The 22560-nt window shown below is 64.7% G+C and carries 15 protein-coding genes; 7 read left to right on the forward strand and 8 right to left on the reverse strand.

The window, feature by feature from the left end; all coding sequences use genetic code 11:
* The first annotated feature begins 450 nt into the window (after nt 1-450).
* Nucleotides 451-3951 carry an autotransporter domain-containing protein gene (locus HYH08_RS37355; RefSeq protein ID WP_228747465.1) on the forward strand — a complete coding sequence of 1167 codons (3501 nt, stop codon included), beginning with the start codon at nt 451-453 and terminating at the stop codon, nt 3949-3951.
* Between the two features lie 30 nt (nt 3952-3981).
* Here the strand turns inward: HYH08_RS37355 and HYH08_RS02530 are convergent, their stop codons facing one another.
* Nucleotides 3982-5454 carry a protein adenylyltransferase SelO gene (locus HYH08_RS02530; protein WP_220008152.1) on the reverse strand — a complete coding sequence of 491 codons (1473 nt, stop codon included), beginning with the start codon at nt 5452-5454 and terminating at the stop codon, nt 3982-3984.
* Between the two features lie 195 nt (nt 5455-5649).
* On the opposite strand from HYH08_RS02530, the gene aspS reads away from it, so the two are divergent.
* Nucleotides 5650-7422, forward strand: coding sequence for an aspartate--tRNA ligase (gene aspS, locus HYH08_RS02535; RefSeq protein ID WP_220008153.1), 1773 nt, complete (start codon nt 5650-5652; stop codon nt 7420-7422).
* A gap of 186 nt (nt 7423-7608) precedes the next feature.
* Here the strand turns inward: aspS and HYH08_RS02540 are convergent, their stop codons facing one another.
* Nucleotides 7609-9570, reverse strand: a complete 1962-nt coding sequence (locus HYH08_RS02540; RefSeq protein ID WP_220008154.1) for an aq_1923 C-terminal domain — start codon at nt 9568-9570, stop codon at nt 7609-7611.
* 246 nt (nt 9571-9816) lie between these two features.
* Between HYH08_RS02540 and HYH08_RS02545 the strand changes: the two genes are divergently transcribed.
* Both HYH08_RS02545 and HYH08_RS02550 read left to right on the forward strand, forming a co-directional pair.
* Complete coding sequence (locus tag HYH08_RS02545; protein ID WP_220008155.1) at nt 9817-12126, forward strand: NADP-dependent malic enzyme; 2310 nt, start codon at nt 9817-9819, stop codon at nt 12124-12126.
* Between the two features lie 302 nt (nt 12127-12428).
* Nucleotides 12429-12881 (forward strand): DoxX family protein, encoded by a 453-nt coding sequence (locus HYH08_RS02550; RefSeq protein WP_220008156.1) that lies wholly within the window; start codon nt 12429-12431, stop codon nt 12879-12881.
* A gap of 14 nt (nt 12882-12895) precedes the next feature.
* Here HYH08_RS02550 and HYH08_RS02555 read toward each other — a convergent pair whose 3' ends face one another.
* Entirely contained in the window at nt 12896-14011 is a 1116-nt protein-coding gene (locus HYH08_RS02555; protein ID WP_220008157.1) for a helix-turn-helix domain-containing protein, read from the reverse strand.
* A 338-nt stretch (nt 14012-14349) separates the two neighbouring features.
* Between HYH08_RS02555 and HYH08_RS02560 the strand changes: the two genes are divergently transcribed.
* On the forward strand, nt 14350-16878 hold the full coding sequence (locus HYH08_RS02560) for an autotransporter domain-containing protein (RefSeq protein ID WP_220008158.1): 2529 nt from the start codon (nt 14350-14352) through the stop codon (nt 16876-16878).
* Between the two features lie 61 nt (nt 16879-16939).
* Here HYH08_RS02560 and HYH08_RS02565 read toward each other — a convergent pair whose 3' ends face one another.
* The 4 genes from HYH08_RS02565 to HYH08_RS02580 form a co-directional block, all read right to left on the reverse strand.
* Nucleotides 16940-17503 carry a dihydrofolate reductase family protein gene (locus HYH08_RS02565; protein ID WP_220008159.1) on the reverse strand — a complete coding sequence of 188 codons (564 nt, stop codon included), beginning with the start codon at nt 17501-17503 and terminating at the stop codon, nt 16940-16942.
* A gap of 7 nt (nt 17504-17510) precedes the next feature.
* A complete protein-coding gene (locus tag HYH08_RS02570) occupies nt 17511-18500 on the reverse strand; it encodes a polysaccharide deacetylase family protein (protein WP_220008160.1) in 990 nt (329 codons plus the stop codon).
* Nucleotides 18501-18665: 165 nt separating this feature from the next.
* Entirely contained in the window at nt 18666-19235 is a 570-nt protein-coding gene (locus HYH08_RS02575; RefSeq protein ID WP_220008161.1) for a glutathione peroxidase, read from the reverse strand.
* 89 nt (nt 19236-19324) lie between these two features.
* Nucleotides 19325-20998 (reverse strand): L,D-transpeptidase, encoded by a 1674-nt coding sequence (locus HYH08_RS02580; protein WP_220008162.1) that lies wholly within the window; start codon nt 20996-20998, stop codon nt 19325-19327.
* Nucleotides 20999-21205: 207 nt separating this feature from the next.
* On the opposite strand from HYH08_RS02580, the gene HYH08_RS02585 reads away from it, so the two are divergent.
* Nucleotides 21206-21754: a CreA family protein gene (locus HYH08_RS02585; protein WP_220008163.1), complete on the forward strand. Its 549-nt coding sequence runs from the start codon at nt 21206-21208 to the stop codon at nt 21752-21754.
* On the opposite strand, the gene HYH08_RS02590 is transcribed toward HYH08_RS02585, so the two are convergent.
* The gene (locus HYH08_RS02590) at nt 21744-21953 is read right to left on the reverse strand and encodes a hypothetical protein (RefSeq protein ID WP_220008164.1); all 210 of its coding nucleotides are present in this window, start codon (nt 21951-21953) and stop codon (nt 21744-21746) included. The two genes, HYH08_RS02585 and HYH08_RS02590, sit on opposite strands and share 11 nt — an antisense overlap.
* 420 nt (nt 21954-22373) lie before the next feature.
* Between HYH08_RS02590 and HYH08_RS02595 the strand changes: the two genes are divergently transcribed.
* Nucleotides 22374-22538, forward strand: a complete 165-nt coding sequence (locus HYH08_RS02595) for a hypothetical protein (RefSeq protein WP_220008165.1) — start codon at nt 22374-22376, stop codon at nt 22536-22538.
* The last annotated feature ends 22 nt before the right edge of the window (nt 22539-22560 follow it).

Genomic DNA, 22560 nt, shown 5'->3' on the forward strand with positions numbered 1-22560 from the left:
GAAGGTGCGGCCATGGGTTGCTTGGGCGGTCATCGATTTTGCATGACGCTGGCAGCCCGTTAGAGCGCGATTGTTTCGATTTGATGACAGGGCGGCCGATGCGCTCGTGGCCAGCGCCGATTTGGCGGTGGCGCTGCAACCTCATGTTGCGATTGAGACACAGTCAGACGGGATTCGATCAGCCGTTGAACCGGGTCAGGCCCACACCCATGGCTAGGCGACTGGGAACCGGCTAGCCATTAACGGTCTGAAACGACTGGACACGATTCATCACGCGGTTCTGGAATTGGAATGATCGGGGCAGGTTTGTCGAGGCCCGCACGCCGGGTGATTGCGTTCATTGATTCATTTGAGCAGACGCGGGCAGCTGTGGGCGAAAGCGTCCTGGCTGCGGGGCGAGGAAGCCGGACCGCCAGTCGGGCAACCAAGATAGGCCTGCTCGCCCTTGCGTTGGCGAGTACGAGCCTGTCGAGCGTCTGTGCGCAGACCTGGGGCGACACCGGCTCGACCACAACGACCGCCGACTACAATCTCGGCACCAACTGGGGCACGACGCCGGTGGGGGCGCCGCCGGTGACCGCGGGGCAGGCGGCGACGTTTTCGTCGACGGGCAGCGCGACCGTCACGGTCACATCAGGTCCAATCACGCCCGATTCCTGGACCTTCAGCGCCAACGCAAAGAGCTTCACCATCAGCGGCCAGGCCGTGAACTTCAACGGCGCCGGGCCGAACATCGTCAACAACGCAAGCGCCGGCCAGTCGATCTCGATCAGCAACAACATGACCGGGACCGCGATTTCGCAGGCCGGGGCAAGTACGCTGACGCTGTCGGGCACCAATTCATTTACCGCCGTCAGCGTCACGGCAGGCCAATTGGTCAATGCCGGCACGCTCACGACGACCAGTGGAATCGCAAATGGTGCTGGTGGAACGTTCACGAATGGCGGAGCTGGCCTCGCAACCGTGAATGGCGGTCTCACGAACGCGGGCACCGCGACCAACAATAGCCTGATCGATGTTCTGACGAACACGGGCGGCACCTTCATCAATAACGGCGGAGGCTTCATATCGGCGGCCTCGACCGTGTCTGGCGGGTCCGTGAGCAATTCCGGACATTTCAATGCAACGATGGCGGTGACGGGCGGTACCTTCACGAACAATGTCTTCGGCAGTGTGGCTGGAACGACGACCAACAACGGAGGCACTGTCAACAACAACGGCTCGCTCGCCGCGGTGACCAATACGTCCGGGACATTCAACTCCAATGGCGGCAGCATTGGCGGAGCGGTGAGCAATTCCGGCGCCTTTTTCGTCATTGGGTCGTCTGTTGCAAACGGCACGTTCGCCAATGGGTCAGGCGGCTCGTTCACTGTCGGCGCTAACTACAGCATTGCGCAACTCCTCACGAATTCGGGTACGATCTCCGTGGCGGGGGGCGCTGCGTTGTCGGCCGCGGGCGGTATTGCCAACAATGCTGGCACTTTCACAAACAGCGGGACGTTGAGCACGATAGATGCCGGACTTTTCGGTATCACCAACGCCGCTGGCGCGACGTTCACCAGCACGGGCACGGTCTATGGCGCGCTTACGAACTCCGGTGCGGTAAATGCCGCCGGCAGGATCTTTGGCGACATTACCAACCAGACCGGCGGCAACTTCACGGTCACCGGGAATCTGATTGCGAGTGGCGCAGTGACCGCCGGCGACGGTGCGTACTTCACGGTCTCGGGTGGCGACATCACCGGCATCAGCACGTTCACCAACAACACCGTCGGCATGATCTTCTTTACGCAGATCGATGCGGGACGGTCGCTGACGGCGGCCAATGTGGTCAACAACGGCAATATGATCGTCTCGGGTACGCTGAACGCGACGAACAGCTTTGCCAGTGCGATCGGGAGCACCATCCTCGTCGACACGACCGGCACGATCAATGGATCGGTCGACGCCGCCGGCGGATACATCCAGCTCTACGGCACCATCAACGGAAACCTCACGCTTTCGGGCAGCCTTGCCCATATGAACAGCTATGGAGGCCGCGTCTCCGGCCGGGTGAACCTGGCAGCCAGCGGAGCGCTGGTTTACTCGACGTCGGGCGGCGCGACCTACGGGTCGCTTGCCGGCGTCGCGGGGACCCAGGCCGACGTTGGTGGATTCACGCTGACCGTCGGAGGCGACAACTCGGATTCGATATTCGCGGGCGCGATTATCGGCACCGGCAATTTCGTCAAGACCGGCTCCGGAACGATGTTGCTGTCGGGCAATAGCGGCACATACACCGGCACCACGACCGTGAATGGCGGCACCTTGATGGTGAATGGCTCGCTCGCGGCGTCCGCCGTGACAGTCAACGACGGCGGGTCGCTCAATGGATCCGGCACGCTTGGCGCAACCCAGGTCAATTCCGGCGGCTTGCTTGCGCCCGGCAGCTTTGCGCCGGGCACGTCGATGACGCTCGCCAGCCTCGCGATGCAGTCCGGCGCGGCCTATCTCGTCTTCGTCGATCCCACGACCTCGACCTTTGCGACTGTGACCGGTAACGCGTCGCTTGGCGGTGCTACCGTGGGCGCTGCCTTTTTCCCGGGCAGCTATGTCACGAAGCGATATACCATCCTCAACGCCGGCAGCATCACGGGCTCGTTCGATCCCACTGTGCTCTCGTTCGGGCTGCCGGCGGGTTTTCACACCAGCTTGAGCCAGGACGCGAACCACGCCTATCTGGATCTCGCGCTGAGCTTCGCACCGCCCTCGGGCAGCCTGAACGGCAATCAGCAGAACGTCGGCAACGCGATCATCAACTTCTTCAACACGAACGGCACCATCCCGATCGCGTTCGGCGGCCTCGGGCCGACGGGGTTGGCTCAGCTCTCCGGCGAGGTCGGCAGCGCGCCGCAGCAGACGACGTTCGGCGCGATGACCCAGTTCATGGGAGTCATGACGGACCCCTTCGTCGCCGGGCGCGACGATGCCGCGGGCTCGGGTGGCGCCTCCAGCGCTTACGCCGAGGAGAGTATGGCTTATGCGGCAAGCGGCAAGGGGAGCACGAGGCGTGAGCGCGAGGCCTACGCGGCCATGTCGACCAAGGCGCCGGCTGCACCCGCGTTCGGGCAGCGCTGGAGCGTCTGGGCGGCGGGTTTTGGCGGCTCGCAGACGACCGACGGCAGTCCTGTCACCGGCTCGAACAACACCACCAGCAGCCTCTACGGGACGGCGGTCGGCGCTGACTATCGCATCTCGCGCGACACGCTGGTCGGCTTTGCACTCGCCGGCGGCGGCACCAATTTCGCGACCGCCAACAATCTGGGCGGCGGCCGCTCCGACCTGTTCCAGGCCGGCGTGCATGTTCGGCACGTCGTCGGCCCCGCCTACATCTCCGGCGCGCTCGCCTATGGCTGGCAGAACGTCGTCACCGATCGCACGGTCACCGTCGCCGGTCTCGATCGGCTGCGCGCCGAGTTCAATGCCAATGCCTATTCCGGCCGGCTCGAGGGCGGCTACCGCTTTGTGACGCAGGGCATCGGCCTTGCGCCCTATGCCGCTGCGCAATTCACGACCTTTGATCTGCCCTCCTATGCCGAGCATGCGATCGTCGGCAGCAACCAGTTTGCGCTGGCCTACAACGGCAAGAGCGTCACGGATACGCGCAGCGAACTCGGCCTGCGGACCGACAAATCTTTCGCGGCGCCGGACGGGATCATTACGCTGCGCGGGCGCGCCGCCTGGGCGCACGACTTCAATCCGGACCGCGCCGTCGGGGCGACCTTCCAGGCACTGCCCGGCGCAAGCTTCGTGGTGAACGGCGCGGCCATGGCCGCCGACGCGGCACTCGTGACCGGCGCCATCGAGAGGAAATGGCTGAGCGGCTGGTCGGCCGCCGGGACATTCGAGGGCGAATTCTCCAACGTCACACGCTCCTACGCCGGCAAAGGCGTCGTGCGCTATGCGTGGTAGCCGTGCAGCAGCCAGCGGGACGGACGTCCCTCACGTCCCGCAGAACGTCTGCAAAACCCGCTGGTCCGGCAGCGGCGGATCGGCGTAGGCCGCATACTCCGGCTGGTCCTCGAACGGTTTTGCCAGCACCTTCACCAGTTCCTCGAACGGCGCGTAATTGTCGTCGTTGACGGCGGCCTGGATCACGGCCTCGACGCGGTGATTGCGCGGGATGAAGAGCGGATTGACGGCGTGCATGGCGGCCTGCCGCTCGCTCGCGCTCTGCGGCTCCAGCGCGATGCGTTCGCGCCAGCGGCCGGCCCATTCGTCGAAGGCTGCCGGCTCCATGAATTGCGCGCGCACATCAGTGCCGTCATCGGCTGCGGCGTCACCTAGCTTGCGGAACGTCAAGGTGAAGTCGGCCTGGTTCTTGGCCATGGCGTCGAGCAGGTCCTGGATCAGCGCGTCGTCGCCGTCGCGCTCCGTGAACAGGCCGATCTTCTTGCGCAGGCCCGCCTGATAGGCGTTGCTGAAGGTCTCGGAGAAGGCGCCGAGAATGTCCTGCGCTTCCGCGACGGCTTTCTCCTGGTCGTCAGACAACAGCGGCAGCAGGCATTCGGCCAGCCGCGTCAGATTCCACAAGCCGATGCGCGGCTGGTTAGCATAGGCGTAGCGGCCCATCTCGTCGATCGACGAGAACACCTGCGACGGGTTGTAGGCATCCATGAAGGCGCAGGGGCCGTAATCGATGGTCTCGCCCGAGATGGAACTGTTGTCGGTGTTCATCACGCCGTGGATGAAGCCGACCAGCAGCCAGCGCGCGATCAGCTCGGCCTGGCGCGCGACGATTGCGGCGAGCAGGGCGTGATAAGGCCGCTCGGCCTGGAGCAGGTCCGGATAATGGCGGGCGATGACGTGTTCGGCGAGCCGGCGGATCGCCTCGGTGTCGCGGCGCACGGCAAAGAACTGGAAGGTGCCGACGCGGATGTGGCTGGAAGCGACGCGCGTCAGCACGGCGCCAGGCAGCGCGGTCTCGCGGATGACATGCTCGCCGGTGACGACGGCGGCGAGCGAGCGGGTCGTCGGAATGCCCAGCGCAGACATGGCCTCGCTGACGATGTATTCGCGCAGCACCGGCCCGAGCGCGGCGCGGCCATCGCCGCGGCGGGAGAACGGCGTGGGGCCGCTGCCCTTGAGCTGGATGTCGCGGCGGACGCCGTCCTTGTCGATGACCTCGCCGAGCAGGATCGCCCGGCCGTCGCCGAGCTGGGGCACGAACTGCCCGAACTGGTGGCCGGCATAGGCCATGGCGATCGGATCGGCGCCATCAGGAACCGTTTTACCGGCCAGGATTTCAGCCCCCTCCGGGGTTTCCAGCAGGTCCGGATCGAGCCCGAGCTGGACCGCCAGGGGGCGGTTCAGCTTGATCAGCCGGGGGGCGGCGACAGGCGTCGGCGCAACGCGGGCAAAGAAGCTGTCCGGCAGGGCCGAATAGGAGTTCTGGAAGGGGAAATGGACCGTCATGGCCTCAAGATAGGGCTGGAACGGCTGATGGCAAAGGCTCCAGCCCGAATTGGCCAAAAATGGGCGTCCTGGGGCGAAATCGGGCCGTTCCCTTGGTTGCCGCCCCCGGTCTCCCGGGGTAAACCCTGCCGCAACGTCGGACCGGCCGTTACGGTCGTCCGATTCGACCCCTCCGACATTGATTTTGGGACGACCATGCATCGCTACCGGTCACATACATGCGGCGCGCTCCGCGAGAGCAACATCGGCGAGACCATCCGCCTTTCTGGCTGGGTCCATCGCGTGCGCGACCATGGCGGCGTGCTGTTCATCGATTTGCGCGACCATTACGGTCTGACCCAATGCGTGGTCGATCCGGACTCGCCGGCGTTCTCGCTGGCCGAAAAGCTGCGCTCGGAATTCGTGGTCAAGATGGACGGCAAGGTCCGTCGCCGTCCCGAAGGCACCGACAATGACGATCTGCCGACCGGCAAGGTCGAGGTTTATGTCAGCGAGATCGAAGTGCTGGGGCCTGCCGGCGACCTGCCGCTGCCCGTGTTCGGCGACCAGGAATATCCCGAAGACATCCGCCTGAAGTACCGCTTCCTCGATCTGCGCCGCGAAAAGCTGCACCAGAACATCATGACCCGCGTCGAGATCATCAAGTCGATGCGCCGGCGCATGGAGGGGCAGGGCTTCTTCGAGTTCAACACCCCGATCCTGACCGCGTCCTCGCCGGAAGGCGCGCGCGACTTCCTGGTGCCCTCGCGCATCCATCCCGGCAAGTTCTATGCGCTGCCGCAGGCGCCGCAGCAGTACAAGCAGCTCTTGATGATGTCGGGCTTCGACCGCTACTTCCAGATCGCGCCGTGTTTCCGCGATGAGGACCCGCGCGCCGATCGCCTGCCCGGCGAGTTCTACCAGCTCGACGTCGAGATGAGCTTTGTCACGCAGGAAGACGTGTTCGCGGCGATGGAGCCGGTCATCACTGGCGTGTTCGAGGAATTCGCCAAGGGCAAGCCGGTGACGAAGAACTGGCGCCGCATTCCGTTCGCCGAGGCGCTGCGCAAGTACGGCAGCGATAAGCCGGATTTGCGCAACCCGATCGAGATGCAGGATGTCTCCGAGCATTTCCGTGGCTCCGGTTTCAAGGTCTTTGCGCGCATGCTCGAAGATCCCAAGAACCAGGTCTGGGCCATTCCGGCCCCGGGCGGCGGCAGCCGCGCGTTCTGCGACCGCATGAATTCGTGGGCACAGGGCGAAGGCCAGCCCGGCCTCGGCTACATCATGTGGCGCGAGGGCGGCGAGGGCGCGGGACCCCTTGCGAACAACATCGGGCCCGAGCGCACCGCGGCGATCCGCGCGCAGATCGGCACCAAGGAGGGCGATGCCGCCTTCTTCGTCGCCGGCGATCCCGACAAGTTCTGGAAGTTTTCGGGCCTCGCCCGCAACAAGGTCGGCGAGGAATTGAACCTCACCGACAAGGAGCGGTTCGAGCTCGCCTGGATCGTCGACTTCCCGATGTACGAGTACAATGAGGACGACAAGAAGGTCGACTTCTCGCACAACCCGTTCTCGATGCCGCAGGGCGGCCTCGACGCGCTGAAGTCCCAGGATCCGCTGACCATCAAGGCGTTCCAGTACGACATCTGCTGCAACGGTTACGAGATCGCCTCGGGCGGCATCCGCAACCACGTGCCGGAAGCCATGGTGAAGGCGTTCGAGATCGCAGGCTATGGCGAGCAGGAAGTGGTCGAGCGTTTTGGTGGCATGTACCGCGCCTTCCAGTACGGCGCGCCGCCGCATGGCGGCATGGCCGCCGGCGTCGACCGCATCGTGATGCTGCTCTGTGGCACCACTAATCTGCGCGAGATCTCGCTGTTCCCGATGAACCAGCAGGCCATGGACTTGCTGATGGGCGCGCCGTCGGAAGCCACGACCAAGCAGCTCCGCGAACTGCACATCCGGGTGAACCTGCCGCAGAAGTGATCTCGTGCCCCGGACGCCATCAGCGCGTTTACGCGCGTCTTCGACGCGCTATGGCAGCGCGAAGCGGTGCGCTGCAGAGCCGGGGCCCATGCATCTCCGTGCTCAGCAGCTTCCCTGGGTCCCGGCTCTGCGCAGCAGCGTTTCACGCTGCAGCGCGTCCGGGACACGAAATCGCTAATCCTCGCTCTACAGCCCCGTCGACGCCTCGATCCTGAACTGGGCCAGCGCGACGATCGGCTCGTAGTTCAGGACATCCATCAGCTGAAGCACCGGCACCTTGCCGAGCGGCGTCAGCTTGATCGTCAGCGTCTGCCCTGACGTCGCGACGAAGTCGGCCAGCGCATCGGCTGCCGCCTTGGCATCGAGATTGGTGGCCGCGACCTTCTCACCCTGCGCCCTGATCATCGCGACGATGGCGCTGCGCGCGGCGTCGCGGCTGACATTCTGCATGCGCGAGAACTGCGCCACCACGAGATCGACGACGCCTCTGTCCCGCAAGGATAGCTCGATCGCGCCGGTCTCGATCTGCGCGGCCTCTGCCATCGCCTGCGCCGCATCGAGCGAGAACACGCTGCGCGGCACGTTGGCGAGCGCGAGACGGACCTGGGCCCTCGCGAGATTGCCGAGATCGATCGTCGTCGGCGTCAGCGCGAACGCGCCCGATGATTCCGTCCACGCCGCGCCGAGATCGAGATCGATCGCGAGCTTGTCGAGGCCGGCCATGGTCAGTGCCTGCTGCGCCGGACTGGAGGGGTCCACCGGCGTGACCATCTTCACGACCAGATTGGCTTTGCTCGGGATTGATCCGACCAGCTGGCCCCAGTTCAGGCTGATCGTGTCGATGGTGACGAGCTGCCGCGTGTTCTTGAAAGGCGAGACCACACCCTTGATCTCGGCGCCTTCGAGCACCCGGAACAGGCCCACCATCTGATCGGGCGAGGGCGGCTGCCCGGGATTGCTGAGGCTTGATGCCCAGCGCATTAGATTCGGCATGTTGAAGGCTTTGAGCGCGAAGCGCTCCATCTTGAACTGGCCCTGCGGCGAGGGGGCATCGACGCCTTCGATCGCGAATTCGCCCTGCCGGTAGCGGATCGCATTGATCTTTCCGGTCCCCTGCGGTGTGCCGATCGAGATCTTGCCGATCTCGGCCTTGCCGATGCGAAGACCTTCATAGAATCCGGCGACCTTCTCCATCAGCTCGCGCGTCTGCGCCGGCGTTGGCGGGGCCGAGTTATCCTGCGGCAGCATGGCAAATATCTCGAGCAGATGCAGTTTGGACGGCTGCACCTCGATGTCGGCCATGGCGAAGCCGTCGATATCCATGCGCAGTCCCTGCGCCGACTTCAGCAAATAGGGGCCGGTTGAGATTTGCCGGTAGACCCGGCGGTAGCTGTCGTCACCGCTCGTCTGCGGATCGAGCGCGGCGAGGATCGGGGTCGAGTCGAAATCGTTGATGACGATGGCGGAGATCTCGCCGGTCAGCCTTTCCGCCTTGCCCGGCTGCGGAACGTTGATCGTGAAGGTGGCGCGATCCATCTTCATCGCATCGACCTTTCCACTGTCGAGCTTTTGGAGCGCGAGTCCGGAATAGATCACTTCACCGCTGCCGCCCTTGTTGCCGGCGTCGAGATCGATGGTGACGGACGGCACCGTCACGGAGGTCGCGGTCACGCGCGCGAACTGGTCGAGCACAAACCGGTACATGTCGATGAAAGAGCCGGATGCCGGCGCGCTTTGAATCTGAAGAGGACCGACGTAGTCGCGCAGCGTCATCTGCGGGATCTTGTAGGCCACTTTGAGCTTGGCGGGGCCGAACTCGTCCACAGCGACCTCGCCACCCGAGATCTCGATGCTGTCAGCGGCAAAGCGCGTCTCGTCGACCCGGCGGACACCGGTGCTCTTGAAGGCGTTGATCTTGACGTGCCCCTGGCTGCCGGGATCGACCGCAATGTCCTCGACCGTCAGGGTCCGGCTCGACAGCTCGAAGGTGACCTTGCCGTGGCTCGCTTTGCTGCCGCCGGCGCGAAGCCGCTCGAACGCCGCCTCGACCTCGCTCGTCGCCCGGTGCTGGACATAGAGGTTGAAGCCGAACCATCCGCCCGCGGCGAGCACGGCTGCTACGACGAGGCCGATCAGGACACGCTTCATTCCCAGCTCCAGTTGCCCGTTTTGCACTGCGCAACCTGCCATATTCGGGAAACGCCGCGCGGTCCAGGGAAAGCTAACGCTATCAGATATTTGAAGGTGAGCCCTGTTGATGGGGCCGCAATCGGATGTTGCCACCGGGCCTTCGGCCGTGCTTCATCCGGTTTCCATGACCCGGAAATACCATCCGCTTGGATGGCCGCTCCGGATGAGGCATTTTGAGGCCGGTAAAGCGAGGCAAGAGACCGCATGTCGTCCTATTCTGATGATCTCCACCAGGCGGCGCTGGCCTACCATCGTCTGCCGCGCCCCGGAAAGCTCGAGATCCAGGCGAGCAAGCCGCTTGCCAACCAGCGCGACCTCGCACTTGCCTATTCTCCGGGCGTTGCGGCTGCCTGTACCGAGATCGCCAAGAACCCGGCCGAGGCCGCGACGCTGACTACCCGCGCCAATCTGGTCGCCGTGGTCTCGAACGGCACCGCGGTGCTCGGCCTCGGCAATATCGGCCCGCTGGCCTCCAAGCCGGTGATGGAGGGCAAGGCGGTCCTGTTCAAGAAATTCGCCGGCATCGACGTGTTCGACATCGAGATCGCTGCCGACACCATCGATCGCGTGGTCGAGACGGTGGCGGCGCTCGAGCCGACCTTCGGCGGCATCAATCTCGAGGACATCCGCGGACCGGAATGTTTCGAGATCGAGGCGCAGCTGAAGGAGCGCATGAAGATCCCGGTGTTCCATGACGACCAGCACGGCACCGCCATCATTGTCGCCGCCGCCATCACCAACGGCCTCCGGCTGAACGGCAAGAAGCTGTCCGAGGTCAAGATCGTGGCGTCGGGGGCAGGGGCCGCTGCGATCGCGACGCTCAATCTTCTGGTGTCGATGGGCGCGCAGCGCAAGAACATCTGGGTTTGCGACATCGACGGCCTCGTGCACGAGGGGCGCAACACCACGATGGACCGCTGGAAGGCGGTCTATGCGCAGAAGACCGACAAACGCACGCTCGGTGACGTCATCGGCGGCGCCGACATCTTCATCGGCCTGTCGGCACCGGGCGTGCTCAAGCCCGAGATGGCGAAGGCGATGGGCGACAAACCGCTGATCATGGCGCTGGCCAATCCGACGCCCGAGATCATGCCGGAAGAGGCGCGAAAAGTGCGCCCCGACGCCATGATCTGCACGGGCCGCTCCGACTATCCGAACCAGGTCAACAACGTCCTCTGCTTCCCCTTCATCTTCCGCGGCGCGCTCGATGTCGGCGCCAGCGCCATCAACGAGGAGATGAAGCACGCCGCCGTTGAGGCCATCGCGCAGCTCGCGCGCGAGGCGCCGTCCGATGCCGTCGCGCAGGGCTTTGATACCGGCGAGGCCCAAGGCTTCGGCCCGGGCTCGCTGATCCCCAGCCCCTTTGATCCCAGGTTGATTCTCCGCATCGCGCCGGCGGTGGCGAAGGCTGCAATGGAATCGGGCGTTGCAACGCGCCCCATCACCAATTTCGACGAATACACCGCACTGCTCGAGCGTTTCGCTTTCCGTTCCGGCCTCGTCATGAAGCCGATGTTCGCCAAGGCCAAGACCCAGCCGGTGCGCGTGATCTACGCCGAAGGCGAGGACGAGCGCGTGCTGCGCGCCACGCAGGTGGTGCTGGAGGAGAAGCTGGCGATGCCGATCCTGGTCGGCCGGCCCTCCGTGGTCGAGGCGCGCATCAAGCGCTTCGGCTTGTCGATCAAGGCCGGCAAGGATTTTGACCTCGTCAATCCCGAGGACGATCCGCGCTACCGCTCCTACGTGCAGTCCTATGTCGAGCTCGCCGGCCGCCGCGGCGTGACGCCGGACGCGGCGCGCACGGTGGTGCGCACCAACAACACTGTCATCGCGGCGCTCGCGGTGACGCGCGGGGAGGCCGATGCCATGCTCTGCGGCGTCGAGGGCCGCTACATGCATCATCTGCGTCATGTCCGCGAGATCGTCGGTTTCACGCCCGGAATCAGCGACTATGCGGCGCTGGCACTGCTGATCACCAGCAAGGGCGCGTTCTTCATCGCCGACACGCAGGTGCGCCCCAATCCGAGCGCGGAAGAGCTCGCCGAGATCGCCTCGCTCGCCGCGGTCCACGTCCAGCGCTTCAACATCAAGCCGAAGATCGCCTTCGTCTCGCATTCGGATTTCGGCAGCTACGATACGGACTCCTCGCGCAAGATGCGCCGGGCGACCCAGCTCTTGAAGGAGAAGCATCCGGAGATCGAGGCCGACGGCGAGATGCAGGGCGACACGGCACTTTCGGCCGCTGCGCGAAGGATGGTGCTGCCGCACTCCAAGCTGGAGGGTGAGGCCAACATTCTCATCATGCCGACGCTGGACACCGCCAACGTCGCCTACCAGATGATCAAGTCGCTGGCCGACGCGCTGCCCGTCGGCCCGATCCTGATCGGCCCGGCGCGGCCGGCGCACATCCTGACGCCCTCGGTGACGGCGCGCGGCATCCTCAACATGACCGCCGTCGCGGTGGTGGAAGCCCAGGAGCGCGCCTCGCGCCAGCAGCCGACCTTGTTCACGTAGACGGCAAGCTTCTTCGCCTCTCCCCGCGTGCGGGGAGAGGCCGGAATTTGCGGGAGCAAATTCCGGGTGAGGGGGACTCTCCGCGAGTCCGTCTCACACCGTGATTGCGGAAGCAGCCCCTCACCCCAACCCTCTCCCCGTAAGAACGGGCGAGGGAACGGACCGCCCGAGTCTCACAGTCTCAATATTTTCAAAAGAGTTTCTCCATTTCCCCGTTTGTAAACCGGCGCACGACTCTCCATAATCCCTTGGGGCTTTCGTCAAAATTCCGGTTTCAAAAAGCCTGAGCCAAGAGGCCTTTCATGCCAGCGTTCGTGACTTTCGGGCGGATCCTGTTCGCCGTGCTGTTCATCTACACGGGCGCGATCAAGTTCTTCCCACTTCAGGCGACCGCCGATTTCATCGCTGGCAAGATCGTGGTGCCCGATGCGATCGCGCCCTACGCGAAGCAGATCGAGACGGCGACGGCGATGACCACCCCGCAGCTGCTCGCGATCGCGCTCGGTGGGCTCGAAATTCTCGCCGGGCTGATGATCGCACTGAACTTCGGCGCGCGCTTCTTTGCGTTGCTGATGATCATTTACATCGCAGCCTCGACCGTCCTGTTCTCCGATTTCTGGAATCAGGCCGCGCCCGACAATGCCGGGATGGTGGTCGACGCGCTGAAGAATCTCGCGATCATCGGCGCGCTGTTCATGATCATGGGCTACGGCCGCGCCACGCGCTCGGCCGAGACGGCCTACGGCGACGTGTAGGATCCTGTCGGGTCTCAAACCAGGCGGGGCGGCGCGATCTCGCGCATCCATCTGGAAATCGTCGCGCTGTTCGCCTCGTCGTTGCCGCGCTGAGCGCCGAGCAATGCGGCCTCGCGTGCGGCGCGCGGCGTGATGCCATAGGCGGCCTTGAAGGAGCGCGTGAAATGCGCATCGGTGCCGAGCTGCCAGCGCCATGCGACCTCGCTGATCCTGAGGCTGCGCGCATCCGAATGGGCGAGGTCGAAGAAGGCGCGGTGCAGCCGGCGGCTGCGGATGTAATCGGCGATGCCGCCGACCGGGGCGAACAACCGGTACAGCGAGGCCCGTGACAGGCCGAAATGGGCCGCGACGGAACTGGCCGACAGACTGTCGCTGCCAAGGCTGGCCTCGATGTGCCGGCGGATGTGCATCAGAGACGGTCCTGCGGTGGCGGGCTGGTCGGCCTCGGTCTCGACGCGCTCGAGCTCGTTGCGCAGGCATGCGGCGAGAAGCGAGACCGTGCCTTCGACCACCGACTGGCATTCGTCGAGCGTCATGCGCGGTGCAAACTGGAAGAGGGCGCTGAGGTGTCCCGCCAGCAGCCTCGCGATCACGCCGCTGCCCGGCAGCACGAGGCCGTGCAAATCGTCGACCCGCAACAGATGCGCTCCGAACATCGGGCGCGGCACCACCAGCGTCACGTTCTCGAAGGCGGTCGCCCTGGTCTCCAGGGTCTGGGCAAGGTCGAACAGGCAGATGTCGCCGGCGCGTACCCGGACCGGCCGGGTGCCGGCGACGCCGTCAAAGCCGCCCGCCACATAGAGCTGGAGGATGACGTGGTCCACGCCACTGCGTGCAATCGTTTCGGCAGTACGGCGGAAGCGCTGGCCACTGGCCCGGCTCAGCCCGATCAGCACCGGCCCCATGGAATAGGAGCTGATGTCGGCACGGAATGGGCCGGGTTCGCCGACTGCCAACTCGTCAACGTCGAACAGCGTAGCGACGGCCTCGCGCCAAGCCGCGACATTCGCGTTTGTGTCCATGAGACTAGCCGTGAAGCCGAAGGCCGGCAGCAGGGATGAGACGGGGCTAGCATCGCCGGTCAGTCCGCCGGCGTCCTTCGGACATGTGGTCGTGCCGTCGTCGCTCATGGTGGCCGCAGGTGCGTCTCGATTGTCGTGCAGGGGGGCCGGGAAGCCGGTTCCGGGGTATAGGGCGATCTCCGGCGGAGGGAAAGCGGATCGTTTGTATACGAATCCTTGCGGTATCATGGGGTGCGCGGCGCCCGACCAGCGCTTGAGGTCGCAACCGCGATCACGCGGGCTTTTGCTCTTTTGTCTCAGTTTATTGATGCGGCGTTTCCAGGCCGCCCGCTCGTGTTGACGCCGCCTCAGGGAGGCCCGAAGAGCGCCCCGAGGCATAGCGCATCGGGGCATCGGGAGACCGGCCCTGCGACGGCACGATGCCGGAGGCTGGGTCAAGGGCTGGAATGATGTTGCGTGTTGATCTCGGAACGGTCTTCGCAGGCCGGTCCGTTGATGCTTGGGTGAGTGAATCGGTACGGTCGTCCACCGCGCGGGCCGGCACTTTAGCTCTGGTGACCGCGGTGCTGGTGATGGCCGCATCGCCTGCGATCGCGATCGATTCGTCCTGGCTCGCCGCTCCCGGCTCGGGCATCTACGCGTCCGGATCGAACTGGAGCGGCGGCAGCGTTCCCAACGGGACCGCCTCGTTCGGAGCATCGACCATCACGAACCTGAGCATCCTGACGGCTCAATCGATCGGCGGATGGACCTTCAACGCCGACGCAGGAAATTACGTCATCACCGTCGATGGCGAGGTGTCGTTGCGCTTTCTTGGCGCGGGCATCGTCGTCAACGGCGGCAGCGTCGTGCTCGACATCAACGTCAGCGGCGTGGGGTTCGGCAACGGTAGCACGGCCGGCACTGCTACGATCAACGTCAACAACGCGAGGCTCTCCTTCACCCAGAGCGCGACGGCAGGCAGTGCCGTGATCAACAACGACAGCAGCAGCGAGATCTCGTTCAGGAATTTCAGCACGGCCGGCAACGCCAGCATCAGCAATACGGGAACGATCAATTTCGAGAACGGGAGCACGGCCGGCAGCGCGACGATCGTCAACTCCGGTGCGGGCATGATCTACCTCGCCGACAGCAGCAGCGGCGGGACGGCGCGTTTCATCAACAATGCCGGGATCGACCTGTCTTACAATGTCGCGCCCAGCGTCACGATGGGCTCGATCGAGGGATCCGGCACGATCTATCTCGGATCGACGAGCCTCGAGGTTGGCGGCAACAATCGCTCGACCACCTATGCCGGCGTGTTGCAGGACGGCGGGAGCGGTGAAGGCTCGGGCGGCTCGCTGACCAAGGTCGGCTCCGGCACGCTCGTCCTGACGGGTGCAAGCACATATACCGGCGCCACCATCGTTGCCGGCGGCGTGCTCGATGTCGAAGGCTCTCTCAACGGGACCGCCTCCACGACCGTGCAGTCCGGTGCGCTGCTGATGGGGGCGGGCCGCATCGTCTCGCCGACCGTGTCGGTCGACACCGGCGGCACGCTGGCGCCCGGCAATGGCAGCGCGGGAACAGTGCTGACGATCGACGGCAGTCTCGCCTTCGCGTCCGGTGCGTTCTATCTGGTGCAGGTGAACCCGTCGGTCGCCACCGCGACGACCGTCACGGGAACGGCGGATCTCGGCGGCGCCACCGTGAAGGCGGTGTTTGCTGCGGGGAGCTACGTCTCGAAGACCTATACGATCCTGAGTGCGGCAGGCGGCGTCTCCGGAACGTTTGCGTCGCTCGTCAACGCGGGTCTCCCCGCGAATTTCCACAGCTCGCTGAGCTATGACGCCAACAACGTCTATCTCAACCTCGCGCTCGATTTCGCGATCGCGCGAGACCTCAATGTCAATCAGCGTAATGTCGGCAACGGCCTGACGAACTCGTTCAACCGGAACGGCGGTATTCCCGCCGTCTACGCCCTGTTGCCGGCCGGCGGGCTTACGCAAGCGTCCGGCGAACTCGCAACGCGGGTGCAGCAGACGACGTTCGAGGCGATGGGACAGTTCGTCAATTTGCTCACGGATCGCGGCGTGCCTGATTGCGCCGTGTCCGAGCGGCGCGGCACGCCGCGCCCGTGCCCTGAGGCTGCACGCTGGACCGTGTGGGCGTCCGGCTTCGGCGGGGCGCAGGAGAGCAACGGACATGCCGCGCTCGGATCGCATGATGCGACGAGCCGCGTGTTTGGGACCGCCGTCGGGGCCGATTACCGGTTCTCGGCTGATACGCTAGCCGGCTTTGCGCTGGCCGGCGGCGGGACCAATTTCAGTGTGAACGGCCTCGGCAGTGGGCGTTCCGATCTGTTTCAGGCCGGCGCACATCTGCGGCATGTGAGTGGCCCGGCCTATATCTCCGCGGCGCTGGCCTATGGCTGGCAGGACGTCACCACGGATCGCACCGTGACCATCGCCGGCGCGGAGCGGCTGCGGGCCGGGTTCAACGCCAACGCCTGGTCCGGCCGGGCCGAGAGTGGCTATCGATTCGTTGCGCCTTGGATGAATGTCGGCCTCACGCCCTATCTGGCGGGGCAATTCGCCACCGTCGCCTTGCCGGGTTACGCGGAGTCCGTGCTGTCAGGGAGCGGCGCGTTTGCGCTGGGATATGATGCGAAGAGCGAAACTGATCCGCGCACCGAACTCGGTCTCCGCGCCGACAGGGTTTTCGGCCTGAGCGACGGTGTTCTCACGCTGCGCGGACGGCTTGCATGGGGACACGATTTCAATCCCAACCGCACCATGGCGGCGACGTTCAGGGCGCTGCCCGACGCGAGCTTCGTGGTCAATGGCGCGGCGCAAGCCGCAGACGCCGCGCTTCTGACCGCGTCCATCGAAAAGAAATGGCTGAGCGGCTGGTCGGCCCTTGCGGCCCTGGAGGGCGAATTTTCGAACGCGACGCGCGCCTACACGGGAAAGGGCGTCGTCCGTTATGCGTGGTGAATACGCAGGATAGTGCCAGGTACTAAAACACCGGTACTGTGCATGGGGTTGTTTTGGAAATTCAGGTCGTGCGTCGTGCCGCCCGCCAGGGCGTGACGGTCACCCCATGCTCGGCGTCCAGCAGGTATGGTTCGCCCGGCGTCATCCCGTGTGACGCCAGCACTTCATGCGGCGTCCGTTCGGGCACGCCGACGAAGCAGCCTTCGCCGCCGGGCAGCCGCAGCTGCGGGGCCTCCGACAGCCAGAACGTGTCGTAGCGGTCCATGAACATGTCGAACACGAGCGGGCCGCCGATGATCGCGACCATGCCGGAGGCGACATCGGCGAAGGCGCAGGCCTCCTCGAAGCTCGCGTAATCCGGATTCCACAACGTCGCGTTGGGCATTTCAGGATCGACGGTGAGCGCCTTGATCTTGCCGGTCAGGATCAGCCGCTTGCGCCTGGCTGAGTTCGGCTGCTGCTCATGCGAGTGCCGGCCGTGCACGATCAGCGCGGCGCGATCGAGTGCCTGCTCGAAGAACAGCTTGTCGCCGTCGAACTTCAGGCTGTCGGGCATGGTATGGCTCGCGTCGGCAAGCATGCCGTCCGCGGAGACGATGACGTAGCCTTCGATACGGAAAGACAAGCGGCGTCTATTCGGAAACCGTCGTGACGACGCTGTTGACCGGCCGGCTGCTCACCGTCGGCAGCTTGATGTCCTTCATCAGCTCCTGGTCGTATTCCGGCAGCGTCGAGGCTGGGAACTTGGCACGCATCGCCACCACCTTGTAGCCGCCGGCCTTCAGCCGCTTGAGCAGCTCGGGCAGGGCTTCGGCGGTGTGCTTCTGGAAGTCGTGCATCAGGATGATGCCCTTGCCCTTGCTGTCGAGCTTCTTCATCACGGTCTCGATCACCTTCTCGGGCTTGGACGCCTTGAAGTCGAAGGAGTCGATGTCGCAGGAGAAGATCGCCGTGTTGCGGTTGCCGAGATAGGTGACCATCTCCGGCGGATGCTGAAGTGCCGGGAAGCGGAAGAACGGCGAGGGCGAGATGCCGCCGAGCGCCCACTTCACCGCGGAGAGGCCCTTCTCGATCTCTTCCTTGCGCTGCGCTTCGGTGAGCTTCTTGTTGTTGAGATTGGCGTGCGACCAGGTGTGGGTGCCGACGGTGTGGCCGGCCGCATAGACCTGCTTGAGGATCTCCGGCTCATAGGTCGCGTGCTTGCCGATCGAGAAGAAGATGCCGGTGGTGCATTCGTCGGCCAGCGCCTTCAACACGGCGGGCGTGTTCTTCGGCCAGGGGCCGTCGTCGAAGGTCAGCACGACCTCCTTGTCGCGCAGGAAGTCGAGCTCCTTGAAATGCTCGAAGCCGAAGCCGGGACCGCCGGTCGTGTCGATCTCGACGGTGCGGGCGACGCCGAGCGCGCCGGGCGTGTTGCAGGCCGCGCGCGCGGGCTGCGGCGGCTGTTGCGGCGGGGGCGGGTTGACGAAGGCGGCGGGCGCGGGCGCGGCGGCAGCCGGTGCGGGAGCAGCAGCTGCGGCGGGCGCAGTAGCTGCGGGCTTTGCCGCCGGGGCTTGCGACCACGCAGCGCCTGTCATCGCAACAGACATCGCGCTTGCCAAAATCAGTCCTGCCACACGCATGGTGTTATCCTCGAGATTGACCCCGTTGTTCCGCCGCAGCTTTTCGCCTCCGGCCAAACCATCCTGCCCCTGATGATCCTAGCCTAGATGGTGGGCCCTCGCCATTGCAACGGCTGTTTGGCACTCCGCCACAATTGTGCCCAACCGGATGGGGGCCGGGCGCTGTCAGCTGTCCGCCAGCGTCCTGGCGATGGCCGTCTTGATCCGCGTATCGGTCGGTTCGACGGCGGACGGATAGACCTCGGCAATGTAGCCGTCGCGGCCGATCAGGTATTTGTGGAAGTTCCAGCGCGGAACGTCCCGGGGCCGCGCCTCGGCGGCCCATTTGTAGAATGGATGCGCCTTGGCGCCGACCACGACGGCCTTGGCCGCGATCGGGAAGGTAACGCCGTATTGGTGGTGCGCAGTCTCCGTGATCTCGCCCGCACCGCCGGGTTCCTGACCGCCGAAATCGTTCGAGGGCACGCCGATCACGGTGAGCCCACGTTCGCGAAACTCGTTCCAGAGCTCCTGCAGGCCGGCATATTGCGGCGTGTAGCCACAAAGCGAGGCGGTATTCACCACCAGCAGCGGTTTACCGGTGAACGTGGCGAGGCGGATGTCATCGCCGGACAATGCCGGGAAGGAAAAGGCGTAAGCCGGGATCCGGCTCATGCCGCCATCGGCGAGCGCGCGCGTGACCGGCGCGACCGCGCCGGCAAGCGCTGCGATGAGCATAGTCCTTCGGTTCATCATGACGGCGTCCCCGAAATGATCCGGGACGGATCTTACTCCGCCGCGGAGACCGACCTCGTCAACACCGCGTTATCGGGAATGGCAAAGTCTTAATACAGGCGAACGATGAAATCAGTGCCTTCGCCGGTCTCGCCCTGGTTGATGCCCTGGTCGGAGACGATGATCGAGCCACCTGATGTCAGCATCTCGTTGATCTTCGCCATGGTGTCGGCGGGGATCGAGATGCGGTCGAGTGCCTCGGCCGGGCTGTCCGGCATCACCGCCGGCTTTGCGGCGACGGGGATCACGGCGGCGCCACCCTTGCGGCGCGTTATGCGGCTGTCATCCTCACGCGTGGCCGAGCGCGCGGAGACGGGCAGCGATACCACCGACCAATGCAGCGCATTGGCATCGGTCTTGTCGACCTCGGCGGTGAAGACATGGGTGCCGAGCGGCCGGTCGCTCGCGGCGATCGTGACCGGCACCTCGAACAACGGTGCAAAGTTCTGCCGCACGTAGAGCTTGGAATCCTTGCGGCTGATGAAGACCGCGATCTGGCCGGCGCGCTTCGGCGCCTCAGGTTTTACAACAGGCGCGGACTCGGAAACGCGGGTCTCGTCCTTCTTGATGTCGGGCCCAGGCGCCGCAGCCGTCGCGGGTGCGTCGGGCTTCTTCGCGGTGTCGGAAGCTTCGGTCTTGGCAGCCTCGACCTTATCGGCCGGCTTGTCGTTGGTTGGCGTCGACGCCTTGGGCGCTTCCGCGGTTTCGGCGGGCTTCGCTTCGCTGTTCGCAGGCTTGGCGGCGTCCTCCGACTGCGGCTTGTCCGCGTCGGATGCCTCGGCCGTCTTGGAATCGGTTGTCTTGGAATCGGCTATCTTGGCCTCGGACTTCGCAATCGCCTCGGTCTTGTCGCCTGATGCGGCGGCCTGCTCGCGCGCCGGCGCATTGCCGGTCGTCATATCCGACATCACGGTGTGGCCGACCGACGAGCGCAGCTCCAGCACGGCATCGGCACTGGCGGTTTTGGTCTCGACCGGCTTCGCGTCGCTGGCCTTGGCGTCGGCGGCAACCTTGTCCGCCTTGTCGCCGGAATTGGTCTGCGGCGGGAGGCTCGCTGCAGGCTGCGGCGGCACGCGCACCGAGGCGAGCAACTGGTGCTGGAAGCTGTGCGGCGTCATCTCGCCGGGCGAGACGATGACGCGTGCGCCCATCTTGGTCCAATTCCACATCTTCACGGCGAACGCCATCGGCATGCGGATGCAGCCATGCGAGGCCGGATAGCCCGGCAGCACGCCGGCATGCATCGCAACGCCGGACCAGGTGATCCGCTGCATGTACGGCATCGGCGCGCCGCTATAGATGTTGGAGTGGTGGAATTTGTGTTTCTGGATGACGCTGAAAACACCCATCGGCGTCGAATGGCCCTTCATGCCGGTCGACACCGGAGATTCCGCGAACACGCCATTGCTGTCGTAGACCGTGACCTTCTGCCGGTCGATCGAGACGACGATGACGAGCGGGCCTTGCGGCTTGGCGCCGACTTCCTTCTCGGCGACGATTTCTTTTTTCTTGCTGGCGGCGCCGTGCTTTTGCGGCTTCTGTCGCGGCTCGTCAGGATGCCGATCCTGCCGCGCGGCATAGGACCCGTCGGAATAATCGGTCCAGTAATAGAACGCCGCGTCCGCCTGGCTGGCCGTACCGATCGCACCCGCCGCCGTCAAAATGGCGACCTGCCAAAGCCGCGCCGGCTTGGCAGAAAAACCAGACCCGTTCACGCTATTCATCCTCGAATCCATAATCCAAATCAGACGTTAGTGTCGCAGAGGGGATACGCGTTCACCAGCAGGGCAGTTCTGCCATCAGCAACTTTTGTCCAAGACGTAGCAAAAAAGCCTCACGGGACGGTAAACGGCGGCCGCCTACGGCCGGCGGTCATCTTCCCTCCGGCCATCGCATTCCTACATTGCGGGGACTTGTTACCGGAGAACTTCATGTCATCTCGTTTCCCCGGTCTTTCCGGCATCCGCTTGAAAGGCCTCGCTTTATTCCTTCTGGCCTTGGCCGTGCCCTTGGCTTCCGCATCCGCTGCGGACGAGCCCGATCTGATCTTCCGCCGCTCCACCGTGTTCAAATGGATGAGCCCGAACGACAAGCTCGCAACCTATGGTCTCGATGACCCCGAGGTCGAGGGCGTCGCCTGTCATTTCACGGTGCCTGAGAAAGGCGGTTTCAAGGGCTGGCTGGGGCTGGCCGAGGAGGTCTCGGACATCTCGCTGGCCTGCCGCCAGGTCGGCCCGATCAAGTTCAAGAACAAGATGGAGCAGGGCGACGACATGTTCCGTCGGCGCCGCTCGCTGTTCTTCAAGAAGATGCAGATCGTGCGCGGCTGTGACGCCAAGCGCAACGTGCTGGTCTACATGGTCTATTCGGACAAGCTGATCGAGGGCTCGCCGAAGAACTCGACCTCGACCGTGCCGATCATGCCGTGGGGCCCGGCTGACGCCAGCGTCCAGAAATGCGGCGAGTTCTTCACTCAGTGACAGAGGTGCGGCTGGCGTGCGGCTTTGCCAGATGCGAACCGGTCAGCCGTACGAATGCTTGCGGCGCGGCCTCGTAGCCGCGGCCCGATTGCAGCGACATCGCGCCGACTGAGGCGACGCGCTTGCCAAAGACTCGTTGGTCGGCGCGATCCGTCAATTGCTCCGCGTCGCGCGCCGCTGCGCGATCTTGCGCCATCATGATGGCCATCATCCCTCACGTGAATGCGCCCGGTGATTCCAGGCGTCTTGGTTTCGATGGCTTGGGTCGCAGTCGATACGTCGCCGGTTCGACGACACCCAGCCTTCGTTTGGCTTCTCTTCAGCAGACAAACGTAAAATGCATGTGAAGCGTGCATGGCGCGCGCATGACGACCGCGGCATCGGACGCATCTGCGCAGCGATACACGGACCTCCGCCGTCACTTTGAGCCGCGGCGCAACCTGACTGAAATGACTGGCATTTTTCGCGAATTGTTTCGTCGTTCCGGACCGGACGAAACAATTCACACGAAGATGAAACCATTTTCCGCTTTTGGCGCATCACGCGCGAAACCGCCCATGGTTATCACCTCCGTAACGACGACGGCGCCCCGCCGGCCACGGAATTGAGGGACAAGACCATGCGCGCGCTCAGCCTCATCCTTGCTTTCGGTTTCGTTCTCGCCGGTTCCTCGTTTGCCGGCACGCCCGATGGCAATCTCCCCGGTGTCGGCACCTTCCAGTACAGCGGCTCGCCGATCACCACGACGGTGCCGCAGCCGATCGTGGTTGCCGCGCGCTTCTGATCGCCAACAAGAAAATCAGCCG

Origin of the sequence: Bradyrhizobium sp. BR 10289 (assembly GCF_019455385.1) — a bacterium.
GTDB lineage: Bacteria > Pseudomonadota > Alphaproteobacteria > Rhizobiales > Xanthobacteraceae > Bradyrhizobium.

Bases quoted from the DNA above. Each gene is read 5' to 3' on its own strand.
- HYH08_RS02530 (WP_220008152.1), bottom strand. From the start codon at position 5,454: ATGACGGTCCATTTCCCCTTCCAGAACTCCTATTCGGCCCTGCCGGAC.
- HYH08_RS02560 (WP_220008158.1), top strand. From the start codon at position 14,350: ATGATGTTGCGTGTTGATCTCGGAACGGTCTTCGCAGGCCGGTCCGTT.
- HYH08_RS02580 (WP_220008162.1), bottom strand. From the start codon at position 20,998: ATGAATAGCGTGAACGGGTCTGGTTTTTCTGCCAAGCCGGCGCGGCTT.
- HYH08_RS02555 (WP_220008157.1), bottom strand. From the start codon at position 14,011: ATGAGCGACGACGGCACGACCACATGTCCGAAGGACGCCGGCGGACTG.
- aspS (WP_220008153.1), top strand. From the start codon at position 5,650: ATGCATCGCTACCGGTCACATACATGCGGCGCGCTCCGCGAGAGCAAC.
- HYH08_RS02575 (WP_220008161.1), bottom strand. From the start codon at position 19,235: ATGATGAACCGAAGGACTATGCTCATCGCAGCGCTTGCCGGCGCGGTC.
- HYH08_RS02540 (WP_220008154.1), bottom strand. From the start codon at position 9,570: ATGAAGCGTGTCCTGATCGGCCTCGTCGTAGCAGCCGTGCTCGCCGCG.
- HYH08_RS02570 (WP_220008160.1), bottom strand. From the start codon at position 18,500: ATGCGTGTGGCAGGACTGATTTTGGCAAGCGCGATGTCTGTTGCGATG.
- HYH08_RS02585 (WP_220008163.1), top strand. From the start codon at position 21,206: ATGTCATCTCGTTTCCCCGGTCTTTCCGGCATCCGCTTGAAAGGCCTC.
- HYH08_RS02590 (WP_220008164.1), bottom strand. From the start codon at position 21,953: ATGATGGCGCAAGATCGCGCAGCGGCGCGCGACGCGGAGCAATTGACG.
- HYH08_RS02595 (WP_220008165.1), top strand. From the start codon at position 22,374: ATGCGCGCGCTCAGCCTCATCCTTGCTTTCGGTTTCGTTCTCGCCGGT.
- HYH08_RS02550 (WP_220008156.1), top strand. From the start codon at position 12,429: ATGCCAGCGTTCGTGACTTTCGGGCGGATCCTGTTCGCCGTGCTGTTC.
- HYH08_RS02545 (WP_220008155.1), top strand. From the start codon at position 9,817: ATGTCGTCCTATTCTGATGATCTCCACCAGGCGGCGCTGGCCTACCAT.